The 22,890-nt window shown below is 70.5% G+C and carries 23 protein-coding genes and 5 pseudogenes; 16 read left to right on the top strand and 12 right to left on the bottom strand.

Annotation, left to right across the window (positions count from 1 at the left end; genetic code table 11):
- The first annotated feature begins 58 nt into the window (after positions 1 to 58).
- The 6 genes from ACN9M0_RS37745 to ACN9M0_RS37720 all read left to right on the top strand — a co-directional run bounded on the left by ACN9M0_RS37745 (position 59) and on the right by ACN9M0_RS37720 (position 4,728).
- Positions 59 to 796, top strand: a complete 738-nt coding sequence (locus ACN9M0_RS37745) for a VOC family protein (protein WP_426405124.1) — start codon at positions 59 to 61, stop codon at positions 794 to 796.
- Positions 797 to 1,221: 425 nt separating this feature from the next.
- On the top strand, positions 1,222 to 2,064 hold the full coding sequence (locus tag ACN9M0_RS37740) for a hypothetical protein (RefSeq protein WP_366041077.1): 843 nt from the start codon (positions 1,222 to 1,224) through the stop codon (positions 2,062 to 2,064).
- A 232-nt stretch (positions 2,065 to 2,296) separates the two neighbouring features.
- Positions 2,297 to 2,737, top strand: a complete 441-nt coding sequence (locus ACN9M0_RS37735; protein WP_399694980.1) for a DUF6086 family protein — start codon at positions 2,297 to 2,299, stop codon at positions 2,735 to 2,737.
- A 230-nt stretch (positions 2,738 to 2,967) separates the two neighbouring features.
- A complete protein-coding gene (locus ACN9M0_RS37730) occupies positions 2,968 to 3,696 on the top strand; it encodes an SDR family oxidoreductase (RefSeq protein WP_399694982.1) in 729 nt (242 codons plus the stop codon).
- 190 nt (positions 3,697 to 3,886) lie between these two features.
- Complete coding sequence (locus ACN9M0_RS37725; protein WP_426405123.1) at positions 3,887 to 4,405, top strand: DUF7639 domain-containing protein; 519 nt, start codon at positions 3,887 to 3,889, stop codon at positions 4,403 to 4,405.
- Between the two features lie 38 nt (positions 4,406 to 4,443).
- Positions 4,444 to 4,728 (top strand): cupin domain-containing protein, encoded by a 285-nt coding sequence (locus ACN9M0_RS37720; RefSeq protein ID WP_366041074.1) that lies wholly within the window; start codon positions 4,444 to 4,446, stop codon positions 4,726 to 4,728.
- Between the two features lie 129 nt (positions 4,729 to 4,857).
- On the opposite strand, the gene ACN9M0_RS37715 is transcribed toward ACN9M0_RS37720, so the two are convergent.
- On the bottom strand, positions 4,858 to 5,079 hold the full coding sequence (locus tag ACN9M0_RS37715; protein WP_366041073.1) for a DUF6458 family protein: 222 nt from the start codon (positions 5,077 to 5,079) through the stop codon (positions 4,858 to 4,860).
- A 215-nt stretch (positions 5,080 to 5,294) separates the two neighbouring features.
- On the opposite strand from ACN9M0_RS37715, the gene ACN9M0_RS37710 reads away from it, so the two are divergent.
- Both ACN9M0_RS37710 and ACN9M0_RS37705 read left to right on the top strand, forming a co-directional pair.
- A complete protein-coding gene (locus ACN9M0_RS37710; protein ID WP_366041072.1) occupies positions 5,295 to 5,444 on the top strand; it encodes a hypothetical protein in 150 nt (49 codons plus the stop codon).
- Positions 5,445 to 6,015: 571 nt separating this feature from the next.
- Entirely contained in the window at positions 6,016 to 7,065 is a 1,050-nt protein-coding gene (locus ACN9M0_RS37705) for a mechanosensitive ion channel family protein (RefSeq protein WP_426405122.1), read from the top strand.
- A 34-nt stretch (positions 7,066 to 7,099) separates the two neighbouring features.
- Here the strand turns inward: ACN9M0_RS37705 and ACN9M0_RS37700 are convergent, their stop codons facing one another.
- From ACN9M0_RS37700 to ACN9M0_RS37690, 3 genes are all read right to left on the bottom strand, one after another.
- A complete protein-coding gene (locus tag ACN9M0_RS37700; RefSeq protein WP_399694986.1) occupies positions 7,100 to 7,540 on the bottom strand; it encodes a VOC family protein in 441 nt (146 codons plus the stop codon).
- A 581-nt stretch (positions 7,541 to 8,121) separates the two neighbouring features.
- The gene (locus tag ACN9M0_RS37695; RefSeq protein WP_399694988.1) at positions 8,122 to 8,472 is read right to left on the bottom strand and encodes a hypothetical protein; all 351 of its coding nucleotides are present in this window, start codon (positions 8,470 to 8,472) and stop codon (positions 8,122 to 8,124) included.
- Between the two features lie 590 nt (positions 8,473 to 9,062).
- Complete coding sequence (locus ACN9M0_RS37690; RefSeq protein ID WP_366041068.1) at positions 9,063 to 10,007, bottom strand: MurR/RpiR family transcriptional regulator; 945 nt, start codon at positions 10,005 to 10,007, stop codon at positions 9,063 to 9,065.
- 125 nt (positions 10,008 to 10,132) lie between these two features.
- Here ACN9M0_RS37690 and ACN9M0_RS37685 point away from each other — a divergent pair.
- Positions 10,133 to 10,346, top strand: a pseudogene (locus tag ACN9M0_RS37685) (SAM-dependent methyltransferase); the annotation flags it as partial.
- An 85-nt stretch (positions 10,347 to 10,431) separates the two neighbouring features.
- On the opposite strand, the gene ACN9M0_RS37680 reads toward ACN9M0_RS37685, so the two are convergent.
- Positions 10,432 to 10,821 (bottom strand): hypothetical protein, encoded by a 390-nt coding sequence (locus ACN9M0_RS37680; protein WP_426405121.1) that lies wholly within the window; start codon positions 10,819 to 10,821, stop codon positions 10,432 to 10,434.
- Between the two features lie 539 nt (positions 10,822 to 11,360).
- Between ACN9M0_RS37680 and ACN9M0_RS37675 the strand changes: the two genes are divergently transcribed.
- A complete protein-coding gene (locus tag ACN9M0_RS37675) occupies positions 11,361 to 12,512 on the top strand; it encodes a hypothetical protein (RefSeq protein WP_366041065.1) in 1,152 nt (383 codons plus the stop codon).
- A 141-nt stretch (positions 12,513 to 12,653) separates the two neighbouring features.
- On the opposite strand, the gene zapE is transcribed toward ACN9M0_RS37675, so the two are convergent.
- The 3 genes and pseudogenes from zapE to ACN9M0_RS37660 form a co-directional block, all read right to left on the bottom strand.
- Positions 12,654 to 13,010, bottom strand: coding sequence for an AFG1/ZapE family ATPase (zapE, locus tag ACN9M0_RS37670; RefSeq protein ID WP_399694993.1), 357 nt, complete (start codon positions 13,008 to 13,010; stop codon positions 12,654 to 12,656).
- Positions 13,011 to 13,231: 221 nt separating this feature from the next.
- Positions 13,232 to 13,309, bottom strand: a pseudogene (locus tag ACN9M0_RS37665) (hypothetical protein); the annotation flags it as partial.
- 270 nt (positions 13,310 to 13,579) lie between these two features.
- On the bottom strand, positions 13,580 to 14,797 hold the full coding sequence (locus ACN9M0_RS37660; RefSeq protein ID WP_426405120.1) for an alpha/beta hydrolase family protein: 1,218 nt from the start codon (positions 14,795 to 14,797) through the stop codon (positions 13,580 to 13,582).
- A gap of 282 nt (positions 14,798 to 15,079) precedes the next feature.
- Between ACN9M0_RS37660 and ACN9M0_RS37655 the strand changes: the two genes are divergently transcribed.
- On the top strand, positions 15,080 to 15,742 hold the full coding sequence (locus tag ACN9M0_RS37655) for a hypothetical protein (RefSeq protein WP_426405119.1): 663 nt from the start codon (positions 15,080 to 15,082) through the stop codon (positions 15,740 to 15,742).
- Positions 15,743 to 15,850: 108 nt separating this feature from the next.
- A complete protein-coding gene (locus tag ACN9M0_RS37650) occupies positions 15,851 to 16,591 on the top strand; it encodes an ATP-grasp domain-containing protein (protein ID WP_399695667.1) in 741 nt (246 codons plus the stop codon).
- A 45-nt stretch (positions 16,592 to 16,636) separates the two neighbouring features.
- On the opposite strand, the gene ACN9M0_RS37645 is transcribed toward ACN9M0_RS37650, so the two are convergent.
- Complete coding sequence (locus ACN9M0_RS37645) at positions 16,637 to 17,527, bottom strand: oxygenase MpaB family protein (protein WP_399694997.1); 891 nt, start codon at positions 17,525 to 17,527, stop codon at positions 16,637 to 16,639.
- Between the two features lie 242 nt (positions 17,528 to 17,769).
- Here ACN9M0_RS37645 and ACN9M0_RS37640 point away from each other — a divergent pair.
- From ACN9M0_RS37640 to ACN9M0_RS37630, 3 genes and pseudogenes are all read left to right on the top strand, one after another.
- Positions 17,770 to 17,964 (top strand): annotated as a pseudogene (locus ACN9M0_RS37640) (12-oxophytodienoate reductase); the annotation flags it as partial.
- 373 nt (positions 17,965 to 18,337) lie between these two features.
- Positions 18,338 to 18,733, top strand: a complete 396-nt coding sequence (locus tag ACN9M0_RS37635; protein WP_366041059.1) for a hypothetical protein — start codon at positions 18,338 to 18,340, stop codon at positions 18,731 to 18,733.
- Between the two features lie 110 nt (positions 18,734 to 18,843).
- On the top strand, positions 18,844 to 20,322 hold the full coding sequence (locus ACN9M0_RS37630) for a glutamate--cysteine ligase (RefSeq protein ID WP_366041058.1): 1,479 nt from the start codon (positions 18,844 to 18,846) through the stop codon (positions 20,320 to 20,322).
- Here the strand turns inward: ACN9M0_RS37630 and ACN9M0_RS37625 are convergent.
- Positions 20,310 to 20,774, bottom strand: a pseudogene (locus ACN9M0_RS37625) (dihydropyrimidinase); the annotation flags it as partial. The gene ACN9M0_RS37630 and the pseudogene ACN9M0_RS37625 sit on opposite strands and share 13 nt — an antisense overlap.
- 12 nt (positions 20,775 to 20,786) lie before the next feature.
- Here ACN9M0_RS37625 and ACN9M0_RS37620 point away from each other — a divergent pair.
- Positions 20,787 to 21,083 (top strand): annotated as a pseudogene (locus tag ACN9M0_RS37620) (hypothetical protein); the annotation flags it as partial.
- 16 nt (positions 21,084 to 21,099) lie between these two features.
- On the opposite strand, the gene ACN9M0_RS37615 reads toward ACN9M0_RS37620, so the two are convergent.
- Together ACN9M0_RS37615 and ACN9M0_RS37610 are read right to left on the bottom strand one after the other, a co-directional pair.
- Positions 21,100 to 21,909, bottom strand: coding sequence for an alpha/beta fold hydrolase (locus ACN9M0_RS37615; protein WP_366041057.1), 810 nt, complete (start codon positions 21,907 to 21,909; stop codon positions 21,100 to 21,102).
- Between the two features lie 82 nt (positions 21,910 to 21,991).
- Positions 21,992 to 22,885, bottom strand: coding sequence for an RNA polymerase sigma-70 factor (locus ACN9M0_RS37610; RefSeq protein ID WP_366041056.1), 894 nt, complete (start codon positions 22,883 to 22,885; stop codon positions 21,992 to 21,994).
- Positions 22,886 to 22,890: the final 5 nt, after the last annotated feature.

Here is a 22,890-nt window from a genome sequence, read left to right as displayed (position 1 = left end):
ACGGTCAGGTCGCCCTCTCGCCTGAACGCCGATCCGCGGCAGATTCTAAGATCTGCGCATGGCGACACGACTCGTGCAGATCACCATGAAAGCCCAGGACGACGCGCTGCTCGGTCGGTTCTGGGCGGAGGCACTCGGCTGGGAGGTCGGCAGCGAGGCCCCCGGTGTGACCAACCTCGAACCCGTGGGCTTCACCTACCCCGACCCCGTGGCCGTCTGCGTCGACATCGTGCACAGCCCGGAACCCAAAACGGTGAAGAACCGGGTGCACCTTGATCTGGCCACTGACTCGGCCTCTCATCACGCGGAGTTGGTCGCTCGCCTGCAGGATCTCGGCGCGACGCTCGCCGACGTGGGGCAGGGTGACGTCCCGTGGACGGTCATGGCCGACCCGGAGGGCAACGAGTTCTGTGTCCTGGAGCCGCGTCCGGTCTACCGCGGCACCGGACCGATCGCCGCTGTCGTGGTCGACTGCACCGACCCACGAGCGATGGCCCGATTCTGGGGAGAGGCCATGGACTGGACGGTGCACGAGGTCACCGACGGCCACGCGACCATGCGTTCCTCCAAGGGTGTCGGCCCCTACCTGGAGTTCCTCCGCACTCCCGACACCAAGCACGTGTGGAACCGCGTCCACCTCGACGTCCGCCCCTACCCCGGTGACGACATGGCCGCGGAGGAAGCCCGGCTGCGCTCCCTGGGCGCCACCGACCCCGGGATCGACCAGTCCGTGCTCTCCTGGACGGTACTTACCGATCCCGAAGGCAACGAGTTCTGCCTCCTCACCCCTCGCTGACCTTGGGCAACGGCCCTGCTCGGTCGCAGGCCGACGGCGAAGGCCGTGCGTCCTTCGCTCCGCTGCGGCCGCACCGCAGGTCTCCCACGGCCTTCCGCCCAAGGGCCTCGCACGCGATCTGCCAACCCCCGGGCACGCAGTGGCCGGCCCCGATCAACGTCGCCTCGGACCGCTTCCCGTCCCGCAGAGAGGGCAGATACCGGGTCGCGGGAGGCATCATCCACAAAGACAGGGTGCTCAACAGCCGTACGGAGATCGGCGACGCGATCAGAGTCACGCCATGAGGAGGTCCAGCCCGGACGCGGCAGCTTGATGTCAGCAGTCCTGGTAGGAGACCTGCGACGGCGCCGACGCCGAGGACGCTTTCGTCGTCCCGGCGGCGTTGCACTCGGGCGGCGTTCGGCGGGACGTCTAGTCTCCGGCCTGTGGAGCAGCCCTACCAGCGTGCCGAAGGCGCCGGACCGTTCACCACCCGCCTCACCTGGCAGCCGCCCGGCGGCGGCACCGCCGTCTGGGAATCCCGACCCGCCCGGCGCCGAGGTCTCCTCGCCGTCCACCCGCCCGGCGCGGCCGGCTCCCGTCACGCCAGCGCCGACGACACCGCCCTCGCTCGGCTGCGCAGGCTCAACGCGTTGGCGGCCACCGCCTTCATCATCGGCGGAGCACTCTTCGCGGCCGGTGCCGCCGTGGCTCAGTTCGGCTCAGGCGACGCCACCACATGCGCCTCGATCTACTTCGCCGGTGGGCTGTTCTTCAACACGGGCGGCTACGTGTCCCTGCTCCAGGTCGTCAACGCGCCGCGCCACGTACCCGGTGGAGACGCTGCCCTCGTCACCCGACGGTGGCGGTGGTGGAGCTACGAGCCGATGCGGGTCGACTGGCTGAGCGCCTTTGTCCTCTTCGCCGGCACCCTGGTGTTCGCGGTCGATCTGTTCGACTCCTTCCTGCAAGGTCTGACCGTCCAGCAGACCAACCGGCTCGTCTGGGCACCCGACGTGATCGGTTGTGCGCTCTTCCTGATCTCCGGGCATCTCGCGTTCGCCGAGCTCTGCCATGGCCGGCGCTGCGTCCTCCGGCGCAACCTCGGATGGTGGATCGTCGCGGTGAACCAACTGGGCTCCGTCCTCTTCATGGTCTCGGCCCTCGCCGCCTACACCCGCCCCGCCACCGGCAGCCTGATCAACGCGGACATCGCCAACTGGGGCACTCTGACGGGCGCCCTCTGCTTCTCCGCGGGCGGCATCCTCCAGCAGTACGAACGTCCTTGACCAGGTCTCCAACCGCGAAGGCGTACGCACCCCGGCGGGTAGCGTGCCTGGACGCCTCCACGGCGCGGTTCTCCGTCGAGAACGCGTAGTGGCGCAGCCCTCCGCGCCGCAGCGCGACATGGACCGCAGGTCGGAAGTCTGTGCGCTTCGTCCGTGGCACGCGCGTACGGCTGACGACGGCATCGGCTCGGCCGGATACGCTGGTCTGTCATGACCAGTTGAAAGGGCCGCGATGAGCCAGTACTTCGACCTGGGCGACGAGACGTTGTGGAACCCGTCCAACGGCGCGTCGCGCTTGTTCCAGCGCCAGGTAGCGGTCTTCGAGGCGGAGCTGGACCTCTCGTCGGGCATCGGGCCGATGGAGAACGACGAGTGCCAGATCAGCCTCGACTCGTTCGAGACCTTCGTGAACGCCCTCCTCGCGAAGCACCGGACAACGAGCCACACCATCTGGCTCGCGCTCTCCGACGGCTTCACTGCCACAGTTCTGGTTCTTGCAGAGCGCGCCGGGATCACGGTGGACTGGGCACGGCATGGAGCCGCCCCGGAAACACCGTTCGAGGACGTGCAGGTCTCCGCCCTCACCGGGATGTCCGTCCCCGCGGACGCCGAAGCCTGGGCCGCGGGCCTGCGCGCGAGGGCCCGGGAGCTGGCACGGCGCATGCCTCGCTGACCCGAGCCCCAGCGTGCGACGGCGATCGACCGCCATCTCCTCCTGAGGAGTTCGGGAGGCGTTCGGCTCGCACTCGGAGGAGTCCGGGAGGCGTTCGGCTCGTACTCGGAGGTGGCCTCCCGCCTGCTCACTCGTCCTCCCATGGGACCGCTCCGTCAGGGCGAGACCAGAAGTCGGCGCGCCACGGGGCTAGGGTCGTGTTGCTCATCGTGGAGTGGAGGGGGTACACCATGGATCTCACCGGGCGGAGAATGGTCATCACCGGGGCGGGACGCGGGTTCGGGCGCGCGTTGGCGTTGCGGGCCGGGCGGCTGGGCGCGCAGGTGTTCGTGTCCGCGCGCTCGCTGGAGACCGCCCGGAAAGTGGCCGACGAGGTGGCGGGGGACAGCGGTGCGCCTGCTCACCCGTTCGTCTGCGATCTGGCGGACCCTGCCTCGATCCAGGGCTTCGCCCGAGGTGTGGCGGGCCACACCGACCGGGTGGACGTACTGGTCAACAACGGCGCCCGCTACCTTGACGGTCCCGACCTCTTGGACGCCGACGACGACGCGATCGGCGACACCGTCGCCTCGGGAGTCACCGGCACACTGCTGACGAGCAAGCACTTCCTGCCGCTGCTGCGTGCCTCCGCCGGCGCGGACGTGGTCAACCTGGTGTCCTCGGCCGCAGAGCCCCGCGATCACCGCTCTCAGGCGCACCCCGCGTTCTACGCTGCAAAAGCGGCCCAGGCAGGATTCGCCGACATCGTTTCGCAGCGGCTGCGCCCCGAAGGCATTCGCGTCATCTCCCTCTACCCTCCCGACTTCAGCGACGGCGACCCGCTGGCCTCGTCCTGGGACGATGCTCCCCGGACCGCCGACGATCCGTTGACCGCCCAGTCCGTCATCGACTGCGCCCTGTTCGCGATCGGCCAGCCGAGGGACTGCTTCATCCGTTCCTTCCATTTCGAGCAGCTGTGACATCCGGCCTTGTGCCGGCCGGCTGGAACCGACGCGGGCGCCGTTCGGCGATCCGTCCCGCAGAGAATCAAGGTCGACTCGACGCACCACGGACGGCGTCCGTATACCCCGGACCTGGTGGCCCACTTTTATCCGGAACGGCCGTTACTTCCTCACCGAGCTGTTCATCCCCGGCGGGGCACAGGCGTCCGTGCACGGCTTGGTGCGCTGGAAGTTCAGCGAGGTGCGGAGTCAGCTCACTGCTCACCAGCTGATCGCCGAAGTCCGCGACACCATCGACCAAGCTGCGCCCCGTGCCGCGTTCCTGGCCACCCCGGCCCTCCAGGCGCCGTACTCGCTGGTCGACATGGACAGCAAGGACTGGCCGCTACGCGTCCTGGTGGCCCCCGGAGGCCGGACCTATCTGCCGAGCGACCCTTGCCTCAGCACGCGAACTCGCGGCCGGTGCACCTCTCCGCGACGGCTGGGATCACGTACGCACCGCCGTCATGACCAGCCTGCTGCGCGCCAAGTACCACCAGTGGCCTGCTGCAGAGCACGGCCCCATGGTGTCGACGACCCGAGCGGACTCGAACCCAGCATGCTCCTGCGCCTCCGTCGAACCCGTCGACGCCTCAGGGTGGGCCATGAACCCTGGTTCAGGGGGGGCGGGTCCCCCTCATGGCGAGCGAGGCGAGCGGCTAACCTGCAGATCAGGGCGTCGGCCTGACGCGGCGCCCGGAACCGACGAAGGCGAAGAGAGCGACCATGCCCACCACGGCCCGCGCGACGAAGCAGTACGAGGACGACCGGGTCCGGGTCACCCGCTGGGACTTCGAGCCGGGTCAGTCCACCGGCCGTCACGTTCACGCATACGACTACGTCGTCGTCCCCGTCACTGACGGGCGGACCCACGTGATCACCCCCGACGGCAACGTCACCGTCTCCGAGCTCAGGGCGGGTGAGTCCTACGCTCGTCCGGCCGGCGGCGAGCACGAGGTCGTCAACGCCGGCACCGCCCCGCTGGCTTTCGTCGAGATCGAGTCGAAGTAGCACCTTCGCAGGCTCCGGGGCCAGTACCTCGCGAACAGCCGACAGCCCCGCACCGGAGGAACCACGGTGCGGGGCTGTCGCATGGCCGCCGGCCCGCATCGGAGCCTGCGACCGAACGTGCCGGCCGAGTCAGAGCAGGCCGCGCCGGTCGTCGGTGACCGTCGGGTCCACTGGCGGGACCACCACCCGGCGACGCCGGAGAACGCTCGTGTAGACGGCGGTGCCGAGGAAACCGACGGCCATCAGGATCAGTCCGACCAGATCGAGGTCGACCGATTCGAGTTCCCAGTCGGTCGCGAACGTGAGAATGGCACCGACAGCGATCATCATGATGAACAGTCCCAGACGCATGGTTGCTCCCTCCAGAGCGGGGTTGCACCGTCCGCCTACCCGGGTCCCCGGGGATCACGCCGCCTCACCCTGGCGCCGTTCGACACATGCCGAGGAGCTTCTGGGTGGTGTGGGACGGCCTCGACGGGCAACACGGAAATGGCAGGGCACAACGCCCAGTGGCACTGCTCGCCCCATGGAACGACGTTCCATACCTCCGGTCGAAGGAGAATCCCATGACCGCACTGCTGGCCCGCATCAAGCGATTCACCCGAAGCCCTCAGGGCCGCAACGCGGCGGCGTCCCTCCGTCGGGCTGCCGCCGACCCCCGAAGGCGCGCCCAAGCCCAGCGCCTCCTCGGCAAGCTGCGCGGCAACCATCGCTGACGGCTGCTCAGGCCGGGCCGGGATCCGCGTGGCTGCTGTTCGAGGAGGGGAGGACCGCGCTCGTTCGAGGCGCACCTGTCGAACCTGTATCTGACCCAGGCGCTCGCGGCGGGTCCGGCGCTCCTGGTCGGCCCACCGGCCGAGCACGTGTTCCGCCTACGGAGTGACCGGCACCCATGCGGCCACCTGAGCCCCGTCATAGGGCGTCTTCCGGTCTCGGGGCTGGTAGGCGGGTCGGGGACTGATCGGTCTGGGGGTCGACGGGTCGGGATCCGGCGTCCAGGGTCCAGATCGGTGCGCGGCCTCACAGAGCCCCTCGTCCGTGCACTCGCCGAGGGCCTCCCTGCGCCCGAAGCCCAGCGCCGCCTGATCCACCGGATCCTCGTTCACCAGGACCGCCGTCTGCATGACGACGCCACCATCCTCCGGGCCGATGACACCGTCGGCGCACGGGCTCGCTCCCGTGCCACGGCCCGGGGCGGCCTCCCGGGCATGACCACCCTGTGTTTGCCGACCGCCCTCGTGGTGAGGCGAGAGGGACGACCACGTTTCCTTCGTCGAGTGGGGAGTCATGGAAAGCGTTGTTCGACTGGCGATCGTCCTCGGCTGCTCGGTGCTGGTAGCACTGGCCGTCGGCAGGGCGGCGGAGCTCTTCGCGCGGTACGCGGACGCGCGCCACCCCGACACTCCGCTCTGGGGGTTGCTGAGGCGCTGTCGTACCCCGCTCTACACCGTCCTGCTGTGCGCCGTGTTCCGGTGGTCCTACCGCGTGACCGATTGGCCACCGCTGCTGGATCGTGCCGCAGTCCTGGACCACGCCCTCCTGCTGTGCCTGATCGGGGGCGGCGCCTGGCTGACCGTCTGCGTGGTCTCGGCCGTCGTCGAGTCCGCGTACGCGCGGTACGCGGGTCGTACGCGCGACACCGCCCGGCTGCGCCGCGTCCGGACGCAGGTCACGCTGCTCAGCCGGGTCGTGTCGGTGGCCGTGGGGGTGATCGCCGCCGCCTTCGCACTCGTCACGTTCCCCACGTTCCGCGGGCTCGGCACGTCGCTGCTCGCCTCCGCCGGCATCATCGGCATCGTGGCGGGCGTCGCGGCGCAGTCGACGCTCGGCAACCTCTTCGCGGGTTTCCAGATCGCCTTCGGCGACATGGTCCGCATCGGGGACACGGTGGTCGTCGACGAACAGTGGGGCACCGTGGAGGAGGTGACGCTCACCTTCCTCACCGTCCGGACGTGGGACGAACGCCGCGTCACCCTGCCGGTCTCCTACTTCACGTCCCGGCCCTTCGAGAACTGGTCGCGCGGCGGCACCGAGCTGACGGGAACGGTCTTCCTCCACTGCGACCACTCCGCGCCCGTCGATCTGATGCGCACCCACCTGCGCAAGTTCCTCGGCACGTGCCCCGGTTGGGACGGCCGGGCGTGGGACCTCGCCGTCACCGACACTTCACCGACCGGCATCACCGTCCGCGCCCTCATGACTGCCAAGGACCCCGACGATCTGTGGACGACCCGCTGCGCTGTTCGGGAGGAACTCGTCGACTGGCTCGTCAGGGAGTACCCTGGCGCGCTCCCCCGCATCGTCACCGCCCGGGCGGCCGACACCCCACAGCCCTGACACCCGTCCGACGTGACAGCGGCCCTGCGGGATCTCAACCGATCTGTTCGGCCAGGGCGACGATGATGCCCGAGGGGCCGCGGAGGTAGCAGAGTCGGTAGATGTCTTTGTACTGCGCCACCTCGCCGATCAGTTCGGCGCCGTGAGGGCGCAGGCGGGCGAGGGTGTCGTCGAGGTCGTCGACGGCGAACATGACGCGGTGCAGGCCGAGCGTGTTCGGCTGTGGGTTGCGCGATCCGTCGCGCACGGCGGCCGGCGCCTGGTACTGCGCGAGTTCCAGTTTGCTGTGGCCGTCGGGGGTCCGCATCATCGCCATGTCGCTGCGTACCCCGTCGAGTCCGACGGCCTGATCCGCGAAAAGGCCTTCGATCTGTGCCTTGCCCTCGACCTCCATGCCCAGTTCGGTGAAGAAGGCCACGGCGGCGTCCAGGTCCTCGACGACGATGCCGACGTTGTCCATCCGCTGAAGCGTCATGACGGTTCTCCCTGTGTGTTGCGCGGCCCCGTGAGGCCACCGGTATACCGGGGACGGAGCCGGCGGCCCCTTCTCGACACCGGTGAGTGGACCGAGTTCCGAAATCCCGCGTCCGGCCCCGCATCAGAGTGCCCCAACCATCGGAGCCGACCCTGGCCAGACACACGAAACCAGTGGGCAGGAAGCCGATGGGTGGTCTGCTCGTCCAGGACGGCGAAGACTTCCTCGACGAGCCGCTCGGCCGTCCCCGGTGCCTCTCGGGGTCGCGGGTGCGGCTCAGGTGCGCAGCAAGGCGGCGGTGTCCGAGGGGAGGGTGCCGGCGGGGTCGAGGGGGGCCGCTGGCGAGGAGGAGTTCGTCGTGGGCAGGGAAGGCGGCGGGGCCGTCGGAGAAGTCGACCACGCAGGTCAGGCCGTGTGCGCAGACGGCGAGAGCACCGACTTCTTGCCGAACGCGTGGCAGTCCGTGCGCAACTCTCGGAGCTAGAGCTCGCAGCGACCCGGCCGGCGGCCGCCTCCACGGCCCACGAGGCGGCCAGTCCGGCGGCTCCCTGTCACGCGGGAACAGCGGGGCGACCGCTCGCTCACGCTCCTGGAAGATATGCGTCCTGGGACTGAGGGTCCCAGATGACCAGGCGGAACTCCGATGCGAGCTCCTCAATGACCTTGAGTGCCGCGTCGCTCCGCGAGGAAAAGCTCAGGTTCATGACTACGTGATCGATCCCGATCGCCAGCGGCGTCGATGTCCCTGGCGACTCCGTGGAGTAAGGAGGGCGGTCCGGGAACTGATCACGCAGCCGTTCATGGAACCCGACCACCCGCTCATCCAGCTCCCCCTCGCCGTGCCGGCCAGAGGTGCACCGCTCGAACATCGCGCGCGCCGTCGCAGCGTCGGCCGATTCGTCCATCGCAAGAACCGCAAGATCGAAACTCACGGGGCCATCCTTCACCCCGTCGTCATCGACGCGACGCACAGGGCGAACGTTGGCTGATGCGGAACTGGTCGACGACGTTCGGAGGGGATCAGGCTAGTGGTCTGGAGGTCTCCAGCCATTCCGTGGTCGGAGATGGGCGGACAACGCCGGATGGCGGTCGTGATCCATCCCGCCCGGTCGTCGTGGGCATGTGCCTTTCGACCGTCCGGTGCCTTCGAGATTCCGCTGCCTTTCGAGTCTCCGGCAGCAGTGCACCGCCCATCACGAGAGCTGGGCTGTCCGGCTGTGCTCTGTGCGGCGGCTCCGACCCAGGGGTTGATCGGAGCCGCCACAGAGCGTCCGCGAAAACGCGGCGCGGACCGCCGAGAACATCGGGGCCGTCTGAGGAGGAGGGGGCGACCTTCGATGTTCCGTTCGGGCCCGTGGGGGCTCCTTTAGTAAATATATATACCGTCAAGTAGGCAAGGGCATGAAAATTTTCATTCCAAACGATCACGCGGAGAGGCCAGAACCCGGCCCGGCCGCCTCGGTCGGCTTCAGCCGGTCAGTCGGTTTCGAGCGATTTGTCCGGTTCAGCCGGTTAGTCGGTCTCAGTCGTCCAGGAAGAAATCGTGCTGTTCCGCCGCGTGCTCGTACTTCTCGAGCCGACCCTGCGTACGCTCCGGGTCCGCGTCCGCCATGGCCTGCAGAATGCCCGCGGACAGCACCCCCGGCGCCGCGTACGAGTCGAAGACGAGCCGCGAGCCTGTGCCCGCGGTGAACACCTCATCGGCCTCGTCGGCCAGCGGCCCGAGCGCGAGGTCCGTGATCAGCGCGACACGCAGCCCGACACCGCGGGCGGCACGCACGACGGCGAGGGTCTCCTTGGCGTGCCGAGGCATCGCGAAGGCCAGCACCCACGTGCCGCCCGCCTCGCGCGCCTGCAGCAGCCCGTCGTAGGCAACGCTGCCACCGCGCGTCACCACCCGGACATCGGGGTGGATGCGCCGCGCGGCGTACGCGAAGTACTCGGCAAGGGAGACCGAGATCCGCAGGCCGACGACCGTCAGGGGGACCGAACGGGCCAGCTCGCGGCCGATGCCGACGATCCGGTCAGGGTCGGCGAGGGCGCGACGCAGGGACGTCAGGTTCTCGATCTCGGCGTCGATCGCCGACTGGAGCTCGTTGCGGTGCCGCTCCTCCCCCTCGCCAGGCGCGCCGGCGACCGCGCTGAGCGCGATGGGCTGGAGCGCCTCCCGGAGCGCGGGGTAGCCGCTGAATCCCAACGAGGAGGCGAACCGGGTCACGGACGGCTGGCTGACCCCCACGCGCTCCGCGAGCTCGGTGATGGACAGGAACGCGGCCTCGGTGAGGTGATCGGTCAGGAACTGGGCGATACGCCGCTGCGCGGGAGACAGCCGGTGCCCTCCGAACAGCGCCCGCACCCGGTCGGCAGGAGAAGCCGCCACCGCCTCGGCCACCGCCTCCGCCTCGGACGAGCTCCTGCCCGGCGTGATCGCAGCTGCCTGTGCACGCGCCTGCTGCCCGGATGCCACGGGTATCTCCTTCTCGTATCGCTGCCGCCCAAGATAGTTCACCCGCGCCCGGCCCCCACGAGCCCGAGTCATGAGCAGCAGGCGCAAACGGGTGACAGCGACCCGCATCGCGGACCACCCCCGAAGCGGCGCGTCACCTCGTACCCGGCGGCCGATTCGTCAGCGAACTGGGCGTGCCACCCCTGTGGTTCCTGCCATCCGGCCAGATCACGGTGCCCTTCGACGCCTCTCTCCGAGCGGCTCCTCGGCTTCGTCACCTTCGACCTGGTCGTGCGGATCCTCGTCTCGTACCCATGCACGAGCGACAGCGCAGACGGCGGCTACCGCCGGAGCAGCTCCGGCAACGCACCCGCAGGGCGGAGGGTAGGTCGGGGCCCAGGAAGCCGTCCGACCACTCACACGGTCTCGCCCGCGCAGAAATCACCTAAGGGCGATCCAGTCGGCTGAAGCCCGCCTGAAGGGTATGGACGGTGACGGACGCGCCGCCGAGGTACTCGGCCTTCTGGCGGAGCCGGTCGACGACCGCTGGGCTCGGCTGTCCGTACACGTCGATGGAGCGCATACGGATCAGCGCGCCGAACGCGCGGAACTTCGGCCCACCGAGCTCCAGGTGTCGCTCCATCGACGCGGAGTCGGGATGCACGGCGACGACACTCATCGTGGACTCGGCCTCGTCGAGATAGCAGTGGTACGCCATGAGTTGCGGCTCGCGCTCCGCCACGAACGCGGCCAGGTCCAGCATGCCGGCCCTGGCCTCTTCGATCCTGCCTTCCAGGATCGAAGAGCGGTCGACGTAGAAGAGGGGTTCCGTCATGGCCCGAAGCTAGCGCGCGGCCTTCTCCGCGCCTGCGCGACGCGCTCCGCGTCCTGGTGCCCGCGTCGCCCGCCCCCGTCCACGGCGCCGCCGCACGAGCGCCTGGGTCGAGCGGGCGAGCTCGTCAGCCGGCGCTTCGGTTCGCGGCGAGCAGCCACATCCAGCGGCGGCGTTCCGTGACCACGGTCGCGGCGGCCAGTACGGTCCCTTTTTTTGTGGCTCCGCACTGGCGTGAGCGACGGTCTGCTGGGCTCGTCGAGCGCGACGGCACTGTCCAGGTCCACGTCGGCCGCTGCCGGCACGCCCACGGCCCTTGCTCCTCCGCGTGAGAGGCACCGTTCCCCGCCCGCGGGCGGGGGCGGCGCCCGGACATGATCCGCTGCTGTGTGAAGTCGGCCGACTCGGATTTCCGCGCGGTCGTCGTGCGGTCGTCCCGCGGTCTCGGCGGACGAGTGCGCCGCCGGGCCGGTGCGGCCTGGTGGACCCGCCCACCCGCGGACCATACTGGGCGTGCCCTGATCACCCCAATGAACGGTTCCATGGCCAAGAACAGCATTCCATCGACCACGGCCCCCGCCACCGCGTGGCTCGGGCGTGGACGTCATCTCGGGCCCGAGGCGGAGCGGGACGTCCGGCGTAACCTGATCGCGCTCAAGACGGCCCGTGTCATCGACGACTTCCTGGACCTCGACCCCGTCGAGGCGGCCCGCTCCACCGATCTGTTCCCTCGGGACGAGTCCGCCGACCCCGGTCCGTCGGCCCGCCGCCTCTTCGAGGCCCGCTGGCGCGTGGCCGAGGGTGTCACCGTACGCGCTCAGTTGACCACGTACGAGCCCGAGTCCCGTCGTACCAAGGGCGAGGGCACCACGTGGGTCCTCGCCGCCGAGGCGGAGCAGGCGTGGGAAGCGGACTGGCCCTCCCCCGCCACCATGTTCTGGCCCGACAGCGACCAGATCGCCTGGGACCACGCGAAGGTGCCGGGCGTGCGTCTGCGGACGACGAACCACCTGCCCAAGGACGACGGCGAGCTACGCCGCCTGCTGCGGGAGTGCACCCAGCAGAGCTGGTTGATCCACGTCGTGGTGCACGAGGCGATGACGCCGGACGCGCCGGGGAGGCGACCGGTCACGTCGTTTCTGCCACCGAGCCTCAAGCACCGGGTCGTCGAGCACCGGGCGACGCCGGATCAGGCACTGATCGCCGACTTCGCGATGAAGCGTGAGCTGGGTGTGGGGCTACCGCGCGGCGGCGCCGTCATCCTGCCCCCACTGCCACAGGCGCCGGACTACGACGCGGAGCACTTCGCAGTTCGCGATGTCTTCCTGGACGGCACGGAACCGACCAAACTCCTCGCAAAGATCAAGGAGTTCGCCTCTCTGCCACGGCAGCTGCCGGCCGACGCCGAGCAGGCCCTGACACGGCTGCGCCAAGGCTGGCACCTGCTCACCCCGGACGAGGAGCTGGTCCACGCGCGGGCCATGGTCACCAAGTACGCCAAGGCGCTTGAAGCCATGACGGAGTCCTGCAACCTGTATCAGGAGGCGGCCGAGGCGGCGCTCGCCGCGCTGGCCGAAACAACCGGCGGCGCCCAGCCGCCCCGGAGCCCCACGCCGACGGCGGCCCAGCAGGACGCCTCCCCCATGAAGGCCCTCACGAAGACACTCAACGTCTTCCGGCGCCCGAACCGGTAGAGCCGGATGGGGGATCCGGTGGCGTCCGCCCCGGCACCAGATGCTCGCGGTCGCTGCCGGGGCGGGCGGTCCGCACCCGGGAGGGCCTGGGGGTGCCGGACGGGCAGGCCGGGGCGTCGGAGGCTCATCGCGCCGCCGCCCTCAGTGCGCCGCCGGTTCGGACTCCTCGGTCAGCAGTGCGAGCCGGCTCGCTGTGCGGTCGACGTCGGTGGGAAGGCCGTCGCCGGTGAGGGCCTCGGCCGGCGACGTGCGGCCGATCAGCGTGAGGTGGACATCGCGGTCGCACAACACGTCGACGAGGTTGGCGAAGCGCTGGGCGGCGTCACGGCCGGCCTCGGCGAGGCGGGGCAACCCTGAGAGCACCCGGCGCGGATGGGCCTCCGCCAGCGCGAGGTGGTCGATGGTCGAGTTCGGCCGGTCACACAGGTCGGTGAAGTCGAACCGGACCAAGTCGTCCCGTACGGCGAGGGCCTCGACGGTCCCATGGCTGATCGGCACCGGCCGCCGCTCCTCCGGCCGCGGCGGTGCCGGCGCCGGCGACGGCACCGGGGCCGCGCCGCGCGCGTTGAGGTCACCGCTGCGCCGGAGGTACCGGCCCACGGCGAATCCGGTGCGCTCCCGTCCCCGAGCAGTTCGGCCACCGCGAGCTCGCCCGCCCACTCGTCGCGATGCCGGGCGTAGGCGGCGTGGAACTGACGGAAGAACTCGTGGAAGTGCGGCCGTTTCTTCTCCTCGACGCGGACGGTCTCGAACAGCGTGTCGGACAGCCGGCTCTTGCCGCGGCCGACCGATCCCACAGGTACACCCCGCGCACCGGCTCGGCCGCGGCCCGGCCGAACCGGCGCCGTCGTCCGCCACGCTCCAGCGCCTCGCCCAGCTCGGCGAGGCGTGCGGCGACCGAACGCTGTCCGGCGTCCAGCACCAGGCCGTCACGTTCCGCCGCCTGCTCGAACCGATCCACCACGCCCCCCGGGGCCGCCCGGGCCGGGGCTGGATGTGCAGGGCATCGGCCGCGGCGGATGCGCTCCGCACGACAGACCTCGGCGTCACGTCACGGGCTCAGGTCCTCACGGGAGGAAGGTGACTGCCGGGAAGGCCGGGGACGGACCGTCGAGCAGGTGCCTGTGACGGTGGCGCAGGTGCTCGTCGAAGAAGGCGAGTGGGTAGGCCTGCTGGATCTTCACCGCCTGGTCCGGATCGAGGGTGCCGATCACGTCCTGGAGCTGCCGGCCACTCCAGCCGAACAGCTTCGCCACCTGTGGAAACAGCGCCTCGTTGTCGCCGTAGGAGATGTGGGCGGCGCCTTGGGCCTGAAGGTTGAGGCGCCAGCCCCGCAAGTGCGACCAGAACGCGGCGACCTGCGGATCGGTGGTGCGGGTGAACTCGGCGGACATCATCATGAACGGCCTTTCCAAGTCGCCGGTCAGCGGCGGGTTCATCTGCATCGGCCCGTCGAGGCTCAGCCCGGCCCGGATGCGCTCGTCGGCGAGCGTGGCGCAGGCGGTGGCCGTCCCGCCCTTCGACCAGCCGAACGCACCCATGCGCCGCGGGTCGAGGGAGCCGAGCAACCCGGCCGGCAGTGCCCGCCGGTCGACGTCCGGATTGCATCCGGCGGCGAGCTGTTCGACGCAGTCGAGAACGAAGCGCAAGTCCGCCGCGAAGTCTCCGGGCAGAGTCGGTGCCTTCCGGTCGTAGAGCGGGACGGTGACCCGGCCGTCCGGGAAAACGGTGTAGGTGTCGTACGGGTGAGCGACCGTCACCACCGCGTATCCATGGCTGGCGAGCTCCTGGACCACGATGGTGTGGTCGCCCTGGTGGCTGTGCGCACCGTGCGAGAACACGACGACGGGAAGCCGCCGGTTCGACCGCCGCACCGGTGCGCCCACGTGGCCGGAGGTGGACGGCGCCAGAGGGGCCAGGGCGCTGAACCCCACGTCGGCGAGGAACGCCTGGAGGGCACCGGCCGGCATCCAGGGCGCCACCGGGAATCGCTCGACGTCCCGGGCGGGGTACCAGACAGTGGCCATCAGCTCGCGGAAGCGGCCGGGGCCCGCGATGTCGTCCGGCCGTGCCCTGTCGACGAGGCGCAGTTCGACTCTGCCCACCGGGTACGGCCCGGTCGGCGAGGGCAGCACGAGCCGCGTCGGGGCGGCGTCCGCGGCCGGGTCGGCCCAGGCGGGGCCGGCCACAGTGGCGAGTGGCACGGCGGCCCCGGCGGCCAGCGCAGCCCCCAGCATGCGACGGCGCGTCATACCCCTCCGGCTGATGAACGGTGTGATGGTCATGGCCCTCCCTGGCTCAACGGATCGTCAACCGCGTTGTGACGACCAGTCCGTGAATGCACCAGAACGGTGCCACCAGCCCCTCCCCTGCGGCATCAGCCCAGCGGCTACACCGTCAAGACGGGCATCGGCCCACGGGCTTACTACCCGGGTCGCACGATCAGCGATGGATGGCTTCCCCAGGATGACCGGCGCTGCTGAGCACCTGCGGAACCGTCGGAGCCACGAGCCCGTGACAGACACCCGGTGTGGGGAGAGGGTTCCCGCGTCCGTACGGTGGCCGTCATGACGATCAACCGTCCGGGACTGCCGGAGGACCTTCCGCCCGCCGAGAGGCTGTGGGCCCGCTGGGCCCTGCTCGCCGCGCTCGGGGCGACCGCCGACGACGAACGCCGCCCCAGCGCGCACCGCACCGGTCGCTGGATCGACGACGACGGGCTCCACTGGGACGACGCCGGCTGCACCTGGTGGGTGATGTCGAGCATGGGCGAAGGCCGTTACGTGCTGTACGGCGAGGACGAGTCGAGCGGCGTGAAATGGCACGAGCCGCCGGTCGACATGCTCGCCGGTGGCCCGGCGTGGCTGCCATGGGACGAGCTGCGCGACCGCTTGTCCGGCTACGAGCTCGGCTGCGTCTACTGGTACGAGAACGGGGTCTGGGCCCGCGCGCCCTACCCGGACACCCTCGACGACGACGGCCTGGATTGTGGAATGGGCACGCTGGCCGACCGTGCGGAGGCGGTGGAGCTGCTGGCCGAGCGCCTCGCGCCGGTGGACGGCGGGCCCGACGCCGACACTTTCCTCGCCCAGGCGGAGGCCGGCCGGCTCCGGGACGTGGACGCGCTGCTGGCGCGGGTGCGCGACCCGGACGACGACGAGCCGGACCCGTCCGCCGTGGCCCGCTCCCTCGTTCGCTCCGGCCTGGCGAGCGAGAGCATCACCGGCTGACCAGAACTCGGGTGTGACGGGGACCGGGGTGGAGCTGGCGTGGCGGCCTCGTACATCGTGGACAAGGGGGGTGCGGTGCTCGTCATGCCCGGTCGGCGGACGTCGACGATGGAACTGTTGGCCGGTGAGGCGGCGCAGCGGGGGATGGTGGTCCTGGCGGCGGAGGAGACCGGTGAAGCGGTGGGACCGGCGTACTGGTACGGCGGTCCGGTCGCGGGGGCGCGATTGGCCGGACGGCTCGGGTTCGCGTTGCTCGAACCTGCGGACGACTGGCTCCCCCGGCTGCCGGAGGAGTTCACCGGGCGCAAGGTCCGTGCGGCAACCCTCGCGGACGCGTGGGCGGTCGACCGGCCGACGTTCGTCAAGCCGCCGCGGGACAAGTCCTTCGCGGCGGACGTCTACGACGATGGCTCACGGTTGCCCACGGATCTGGACCCGGCGACGCCGGTGCTGCTCTCCGAGGTGGTGACGTTCGCTGCCGAGTACCGACTGTTCCTGCTGGACGGGCGGATCGCCGCGGGCAGTCGGTACGCGGTGTTCGGCCGGCTTGACCCCCGCCCGCTCGACGGGCACGGGGCGGTCGCAGGGGAGCTCGCCGAGTTCGTCGACCATCTGCTCGCCGGGGCCGGGCCCGCCCTGCCCAGCGCCGTCGTCGTGGACGTCGGACAGCTGGTCGACCCGTACCGTCCGGGCCACCGGTGGGCCGTGGTGGAGGCCAACATGGCGTGGTTCTCCCACGCATACGCCGCTGAGCCGGCGCGCGTGCTGGACGTGGTGCTGCGGGCGGCGGGGCCGCACGAGGGGGTGCAGCCGGAGGATCTGGCCTTCGTGCGGCACGGCGCCCCTTGACGGGCCTCGCGTTGCGCCGTACCGGGCGGTCCGGTCGGAGAGCGGTCAGGGCGGCGCGGTGAGCTCCTCGCGGGAGGGAAGGGCACCCATCGCCCAGCGGATCGTCCCCGTCAGGGCCTGCCCGGACAGGCGTACGAGACCCTCCGGGAGGTACGGCGCCACGTGCAGGCCCAGCAGCGAGCGGGCCCACGGCGGCAGCAGACGGACCGCGTTCGAGGCGAGTACGGCGTAGGGCCCACGGGCGACCCAGGGAAGCGGGGGCTCGCGGAGTACGAAGCGGGCCGCGTCCCGGGCCTGGGGTGTGGCACGCAGTTCGGGCCGGTAGCGGGCCAGCCGGGCCGCAAGGGCCTCGCGGTCGCGGGGCGGATCGGGAACGCCCAGGGCGCAGGCGACCAGAGCCGTGTCGGCGATGTACGCGTCGCAGCCCGCGCCGTCCAGGGGGCGGGCCCCGAAGCGCTGGTGTGCGCGCAGGAAGCTGTCGACCTCCGCCACGTGCACCCAGCACAGCAGGTCCGGGTCGGCGGCATGGTAGGGATCCCCGGCGGGGGTGGTCCCCCTGATCCGCTCGTGCACCTCGCGGACGTGGTCCACGGCGCGCTGGGCGTCCTCGGCGGTGCCGTAGGTGGTGAAGGCGAGGAAGGTACTGGTGCGCTGCAGGCGGCCCCAGGGATCGCCCCGGAAACCGGAGTGCGCGGCGACCGCGGCCATCGCGCGCGGGTGCAAGGACTGCAGGAGGAGCGCGCTCAGGCCGCCGATGAACATCGACGCGTCCCCGTGGACGGTCCGGATCGGCCGCTCGGGGCCGAACCATCGAGGGCCGGGGGCGCCGTGGATACGGGCCCGGTTCTGCGCTCCCGCGGGCCCGGCGACGTGGCTGAACAGGCTGGAGCCGACCCGCTCACGCAGGCCGTGGCCCGGCTTCTCGGGCATGCTCATGCTTCCATCCTGCCGCGCGGCCCGGACGGGACGCGGAGTCCCCGGTCCGCGGGGGGCGTGTCACGGGTCGGTGCATCGGCGCCCGGGTGCCCCGCGAAGGGGCGGCGGTGAGCTGGTCCCCGACGTCAGGGACGGCGGCGGGCGCGCGCCCGCCGGGCGCGGACCTCGGCGCCCTCGACCGACACGATGCATCCTGGACCTATGGACAGCACCCCGACAGTCGCCCATCAGCCCTCCCCCACGGTTCGGTCGGTCTCGACGGCGACTTCATCCACGCCTTCGCGGGCGAGGGCGCGCCGGTTCAGGGCATCGACAGCCTCCTCGACCGCCTGGAGCGCGACGAGTTCGACATGGTCGCCGTCGGCGGCGCGCTGCTCCAGGACCCGGAGTGGGCGGCGACGGTCCTCGCGGGCCAGACCGACGGACTGAAGCCGTACGCGTCGTGTTGCCCCTTGGGCGGGGAGTGCCCTGCATGTGGGGGGGGAAGGCGACCGCATCACGGCGTCGCCGCCGCCATCAGGCTCGCGAGCCGAACCAACTCGGACCTGCGCCTCTCCTGGGTACTCGAACCCGCACCGACAGCGGATGGCAGACGAACATGCCACACTGGGAAAAAGGTGTGGCACACGGCCATTTCAGTGATCCGGGTACTGTTTCGTCCAAGCCGCCGCTGCTTCGCACCCCCGACGAAGTGCACTGCGTCGCTCACTGCTTCCCGCAAATCGCCGCGCGAGTCGGAACGTCTCCTCCTCCCACGTCGGCTGTCGCCCCCGCATTCCCCTTCCGGCTCGCTCGAAGGAGGTGCGTTCCATGTCCAGGACCATGCGAGTCCGCCGACTGGTGGCGGGTGCCGCCGCGTCCGGCCTGCTGGCGGGCGGTGCCGCACTCGGGATGTCCGGCTCGGCGGCGGCTGCCCCCGCCCCGACGTCCGTCGCCACGACTGTCGTGACCAGTGACCACGGCGACCGGCACGACCATCACGACCGGTGCGAGTGGAAGAAGGGCCACTGGGAGAAGACGTGGGTCAAGGGTCACTGGGAGAAGAAGCGGGTCAGGCACGACACCTGGCACCAGGGCCGGCACGGCGACCACGGTACGTCGCACCACGGCCACTGGGAGCACACCAAGTCCTACAAGTGGGTCTACGTTCCCGGGCACTGGGACCACGTCTGGGTGAAGGGGCACTGGGACTGCCACCACCGGTGACATGGTCGCCGACCAGGGCGCCTGGTGGGGGTGGCCGGCTCGGTGGTTGGGTCGTCCCTGAAGTGGGACGCTGAAGAGAAGGGTCTGCCGACGAGTCCCGGGAGGACCGAATGGGACGCGACGTCCCGGCGCTGGAGTTCACCCGTGACGACCGTCGCCGGTTCCGGAACAAGATGCACACGTGCCTCGACGTGTTCGCTCAGATGCTGAGGGAGTCACGGTTCGACTTCGAGCGACCGCAGGTCGGGTTGGAGATCGAACTGAACCTCGTGGACGAAGCGGCGGAGCCCGCCATGCGCAGCTCGGACGTCCTCGAGGAGCTGGCCGACCCGTCCTGGTCGACCGAGCTGGGGCGGTTCAATCTGGAGATCAACATCGATCCGCGGCAGCTCACCGCGGGCGGCCCCGGATCGTGGGAACAGGAGATCCGGGACGCGCTCAACCACGCCGAGGAGAAAGCTGCGGCGATCGGGGCGCACCTGGTCATGATCGGAATTCTGCCGACGCTGGATCTGAAGGACGTGGGTGCTGCGTCGCTTTCCGAGAACCCGCGGTACCACCTGCTGAATGAGCAGATCTTCGCCGCGCGGGGCGAGGACCTGTTGATCTCGGTGGACGGGGTGGAGAGGTTGCGCACCTACGCGGACACGATCACGCCGGAGGCGGCCTGTACCAGCACTCAGTTCCACCTGCAGGTGTCGCCGGACGAGTTCGCGGACTACTGGAACGCCGCGCAGGCCGTCGCCGGGGTACAGGTGGCCCTGGCCGCGAACTCTCCGTTCCTCTTCGCCAAGGAGCTGTGGCGCGAGACGCGCATTCCGCTTTTCGAGCAGGCCACCGACACCCGGCCGGAAGAGATCAAGGTGCAGGGAGTCCGCCCCCGGGTGTGGTTCGGCGAGAGGTGGATCACCAGCGTCTTCGATCTCTTCGAAGAGAATGCGCGGTACTTCCCGGCGTTGCTGCCACTCTGTGAGGACGAGGACCCCCAGGAGACTCTCGACCGCGGAGGGATCCCCGATCTTGCCGAGCTCACCCTGCACAACGGGACGGTCTACCGGTGGAACCGCCCCGTCTATGCCGTCGTCGACGGCGTACCGCACCTGCGGGTGGAGAACCGCGTACTGCCCGCAGGTCCCACGGTGGCCGACGTTCTGTCGAACGGCGCCTTCTACTACGGCCTGGTCCGCGCTCTGGTCGACGAGGACCGACCGGTCTGGTCGCGGATGTCGTTCTCGGCGGCCGAGGACAATCTGTATGCGGCAGCCCGGCATGGAATCGATGCACAGCTGTACTGGCCCGGGATGGGTGAGGTCCCCGCGACCGAACTGGTCCTGCGCCGCCTGCTGCCGCTTGCAGAACGTGGTCTGGAGCGGTGGGGTATGGACAGTACCTGGCGGGAGCCGCTGCTGGGGATCATCGAGCAGCGGTGCGTCAGCGGTCGGAACGGCGCGGTATGGCAGTCGGAGATGTTCCACCACATCCAGGACATCGACCACGTGGACCGGCATCAGGCGCTGCGGCGGATGACGCAGCAGTACCTCGACTACATGCACATGAACGCTCCGGCGCACACGTGGCCGGTCGATTGAGCAGCGGCGAAACAGAACGGGCAGTGGTCGGTGGACACCATCTGGAGGTCGTTCGTCCGCACGCCCCGCCACAGCGCCGCCTGGTGCTCCTTCGGCTCAGCGGGGTCGAGCGCAGACGTACTTGGCGCGCCCTCGAAGTCCGGCTCGGCCAGGTCGTCCGTCGGCAGGTAAAGGTACTGCGGACAGGTCTCGCCGAAGACAGGCAGGCCCGTGTCCCGGGCCACCGCCAGTTCCGCCACGGCCTCCTCGTCCGAGACGTGGACGACGACGACATAGAGCGGCGCACCGGCCACCCGGGCGAGCTGGATCGCCCGGTGCGCGGCCTCCGCCACCAACAGCGCCTTGCGGACCTCCCCGTGATAGCGCGGATCGGTCTCGCCCCGGGCGAGAGCCTGCTCGACGAGGACGCCGATCGCGATGCCGTTCTCCGCGTGCATCGTGATCAGACCGCTCGTGTCGCCGGCCACGACAAGGACGTGATCGAGTACGTGGTCCCCAACCTCGTGACCGCCATGCGCCAGATGCCCAGGAGCATCCGCCCCGAGGCCATCCCCACCATGGCCGGGCTGCTCATCGCGGCCGGCACCGGCCTCGGCACCGGCCTGTGGCGTCAGCAGTACGGGGACTGGACCCGGGAGAAGATGAACCCGCTGGACGCCACCGCCTTCCTCCTCGCGGAGGTCATCAACCGGATCACCGACGACCACGACTTCGCCACCCGCCTGGTCACCAACGCCCTGTCCAGAGCGGACGAGCACTGACCTGCCCCCGGGGGACTCATGTGCGGTCGGCCATGAAGGCGGTCAGGTCGCGGAGTACGCGGTCCGGGTCCTCCCAGTACGCGACGTGCCCCACGCCCTCGTAGACGAGGAGCCGGGAGTCCGGGATCGCGTCGAGGATCGTCTGCTGGTCCTCGCGGGTCAGGACGGGGTCCCGGTCGCCCCAGACGACGAGGGTGGGGACGAGGATGCCCGACAGGGTGGCCCGGAGGTCGGTTTCCAGCAGGCCGCGCAGGGTTTCCCGCCAGACATGGGCCGGGGCCTTGAGGTTCTCGTCGACGATCGTCTTCAGGAAGCCGCGCCCCACGGGCGTCGCCGTCAGACCGACGGCGAGGTCCTCGGCGAGCGCACGGTCCACGGGGTCCCGCAACTCCCTTACCAAGTCCCAGAATTCGGCGGCCTGTGGTTTGTCGGAGAGGGACGCCGGGACGCCCAGGAGGACGAGCCCGGCCACCCGGTCCGGTCGACGGCCCGCGACGATGCGGGCCTGCACTCCGCCGCTCGATCCGCCGACCAGTACCGCCCGCTCCATGCCCACGCTGTCCATGAACGCGATCAGGTCGTCGGCGAAGTCCTCCGGCAGATACCCGTCGGGCGGCTTGTCGGCGTCGCCGTGGCCGCGCTGCGTGGGAGCGTACGCGTGCAGACCCGGGGGCATGCCGCGCAGCATCGGCTCGAACGTCCACCAGGAGTCCAGGTAGCCGTGCACCAGGACGAGCGGTGTGCCCCCTGGACGGCCCGACTCCGCGTACGGGAGCGTCGGGCGCCCCTCCCCCAGGTCGGCGCTGTGCACGGCGACGGTGGCCATCGCGGCCCTCCTCACCTCTCCTTCTCCAGCATAGGAAGGAGGGCGGTGGGGGGACAGTCGGGGCGTTCGGCGGGGGCCGGGCTCAGCGGCGCAGGCTGGTCTCGCGGTCCAGGTGCGACAGCTTCTCGGGGTTGCGCACGGCGTAGAGACCGGTGATGAGGCCGTCCTCGATGCGCATCGCGAGGACGGTGTCGATCGCTCCGTCCAGCCGGACGATCAGCGCCGGATCGCCGTTGATCCGCGCGGGCTCCAGCGCCGTCGTGGGGGCGATCCTGCCCAGGAGCCCCGCCACCTGGTCGGCGCCGACGACGGGTGTCAGTGCGGCTTGTACGACTCCCCCGCCGTCGGTCAGCAGGACGACGTCCGGCGCGAGGACGTCGAGCAGGCGTTGCAGGTCGCCCGTTTCGACCGCTCGCCGGAACGCCTCGACGGTACGGCGGGTCTCCGCGTGGGAAGCGACCGCACGCGGTCGGCGCGCGGCGACGTGGGCCCGTGCCCGGTGTGCGATCTGGCGGACCGCGGCCGGGGTCTTGTCGACGGCTTGGGCGATCTCGTCGTACGCCAGGTCGAACACCTCGCGCAGGACGAACACCGCCCGCTCCGTCGGGGTGAGGGTCTCCAGGACGAGGAGCATCGCCATCGAGACGCTGTCGGCCAGCTCGGCGTCCTCGGCCACGTCGGGCGTGGTCAGCAGCGGCTCGGGCAGCCAGGGGCCGAGGTAGGACTCCCTGCGGCGGCCGAGCGTGCGCAGGTGGGTCAGTGCCTGGCGCGTGGTGATCCGGACCAGGTACGCGCGCTGGTCCCGTACGGTGCCGGGTTGGACGCCCACCCATCGCAGCCAGGTCTCCTGCAGGACGTCCTCGGCGTCGGCGGCCGAGCCGAGCATCTCGTACGCGACGGTGAAGAGCAGTCTGCGGTGGGCGACGAACGCCTCGGTGATGTCACGCATCGCGTCGTTCCTCGTTCGGTCGGTCATCTCCG

It is taken from the genome of Streptomyces sp. R-07, assembly GCF_049913175.1.
Taxonomy (GTDB): domain Bacteria; phylum Actinomycetota; class Actinomycetes; order Streptomycetales; family Streptomycetaceae; genus Streptomyces.
The sequence above is the reverse complement of the archived record's forward strand: the minus strand, read 5'-3'. Positions and strand labels throughout refer to the sequence as shown.

Bases quoted from the DNA above. Each gene is read 5' to 3' on its own strand.
- ACN9M0_RS37660 (WP_426405120.1), bottom strand. From the start codon at position 14,797: ATGACCATCACACCGTTCATCAGCCGGAGGGGTATGACGCGCCGTCGC.
- ACN9M0_RS37735 (WP_399694980.1), top strand. From the start codon at position 2,297: ATGAGCCAGTACTTCGACCTGGGCGACGAGACGTTGTGGAACCCGTCC.
- ACN9M0_RS37710 (WP_366041072.1), top strand. From the start codon at position 5,295: ATGACCGCACTGCTGGCCCGCATCAAGCGATTCACCCGAAGCCCTCAG.
- ACN9M0_RS37610 (WP_366041056.1), bottom strand. From the start codon at position 22,885: ATGACCGACCGAACGAGGAACGACGCGATGCGTGACATCACCGAGGCG.
- ACN9M0_RS37645 (WP_399694997.1), bottom strand. From the start codon at position 17,527: ATGAGCATGCCCGAGAAGCCGGGCCACGGCCTGCGTGAGCGGGTCGGC.
- ACN9M0_RS37630 (WP_366041058.1), top strand. From the start codon at position 18,844: ATGGGACGCGACGTCCCGGCGCTGGAGTTCACCCGTGACGACCGTCGC.
- ACN9M0_RS37700 (WP_399694986.1), bottom strand. From the start codon at position 7,540: ATGACGCTTCAGCGGATGGACAACGTCGGCATCGTCGTCGAGGACCTG.
- ACN9M0_RS37705 (WP_426405122.1), top strand. From the start codon at position 6,016: ATGGAAAGCGTTGTTCGACTGGCGATCGTCCTCGGCTGCTCGGTGCTG.
- ACN9M0_RS37615 (WP_366041057.1), bottom strand. From the start codon at position 21,909: ATGGCCACCGTCGCCGTGCACAGCGCCGACCTGGGGGAGGGGCGCCCG.
- ACN9M0_RS37635 (WP_366041059.1), top strand. From the start codon at position 18,338: ATGTCCAGGACCATGCGAGTCCGCCGACTGGTGGCGGGTGCCGCCGCG.
- ACN9M0_RS37675 (WP_366041065.1), top strand. From the start codon at position 11,361: ATGGCCAAGAACAGCATTCCATCGACCACGGCCCCCGCCACCGCGTGG.
- ACN9M0_RS37680 (WP_426405121.1), bottom strand. From the start codon at position 10,821: ATGACGGAACCCCTCTTCTACGTCGACCGCTCTTCGATCCTGGAAGGC.
- ACN9M0_RS37715 (WP_366041073.1), bottom strand. From the start codon at position 5,079: ATGCGTCTGGGACTGTTCATCATGATGATCGCTGTCGGTGCCATTCTC.
- ACN9M0_RS37745 (WP_426405124.1), top strand. From the start codon at position 59: ATGGCGACACGACTCGTGCAGATCACCATGAAAGCCCAGGACGACGCG.
- ACN9M0_RS37730 (WP_399694982.1), top strand. From the start codon at position 2,968: ATGGATCTCACCGGGCGGAGAATGGTCATCACCGGGGCGGGACGCGGG.
- ACN9M0_RS37655 (WP_426405119.1), top strand. From the start codon at position 15,080: ATGACGATCAACCGTCCGGGACTGCCGGAGGACCTTCCGCCCGCCGAG.
- ACN9M0_RS37650 (WP_399695667.1), top strand. From the start codon at position 15,851: ATGGAACTGTTGGCCGGTGAGGCGGCGCAGCGGGGGATGGTGGTCCTG.
- ACN9M0_RS37720 (WP_366041074.1), top strand. From the start codon at position 4,444: ATGCCCACCACGGCCCGCGCGACGAAGCAGTACGAGGACGACCGGGTC.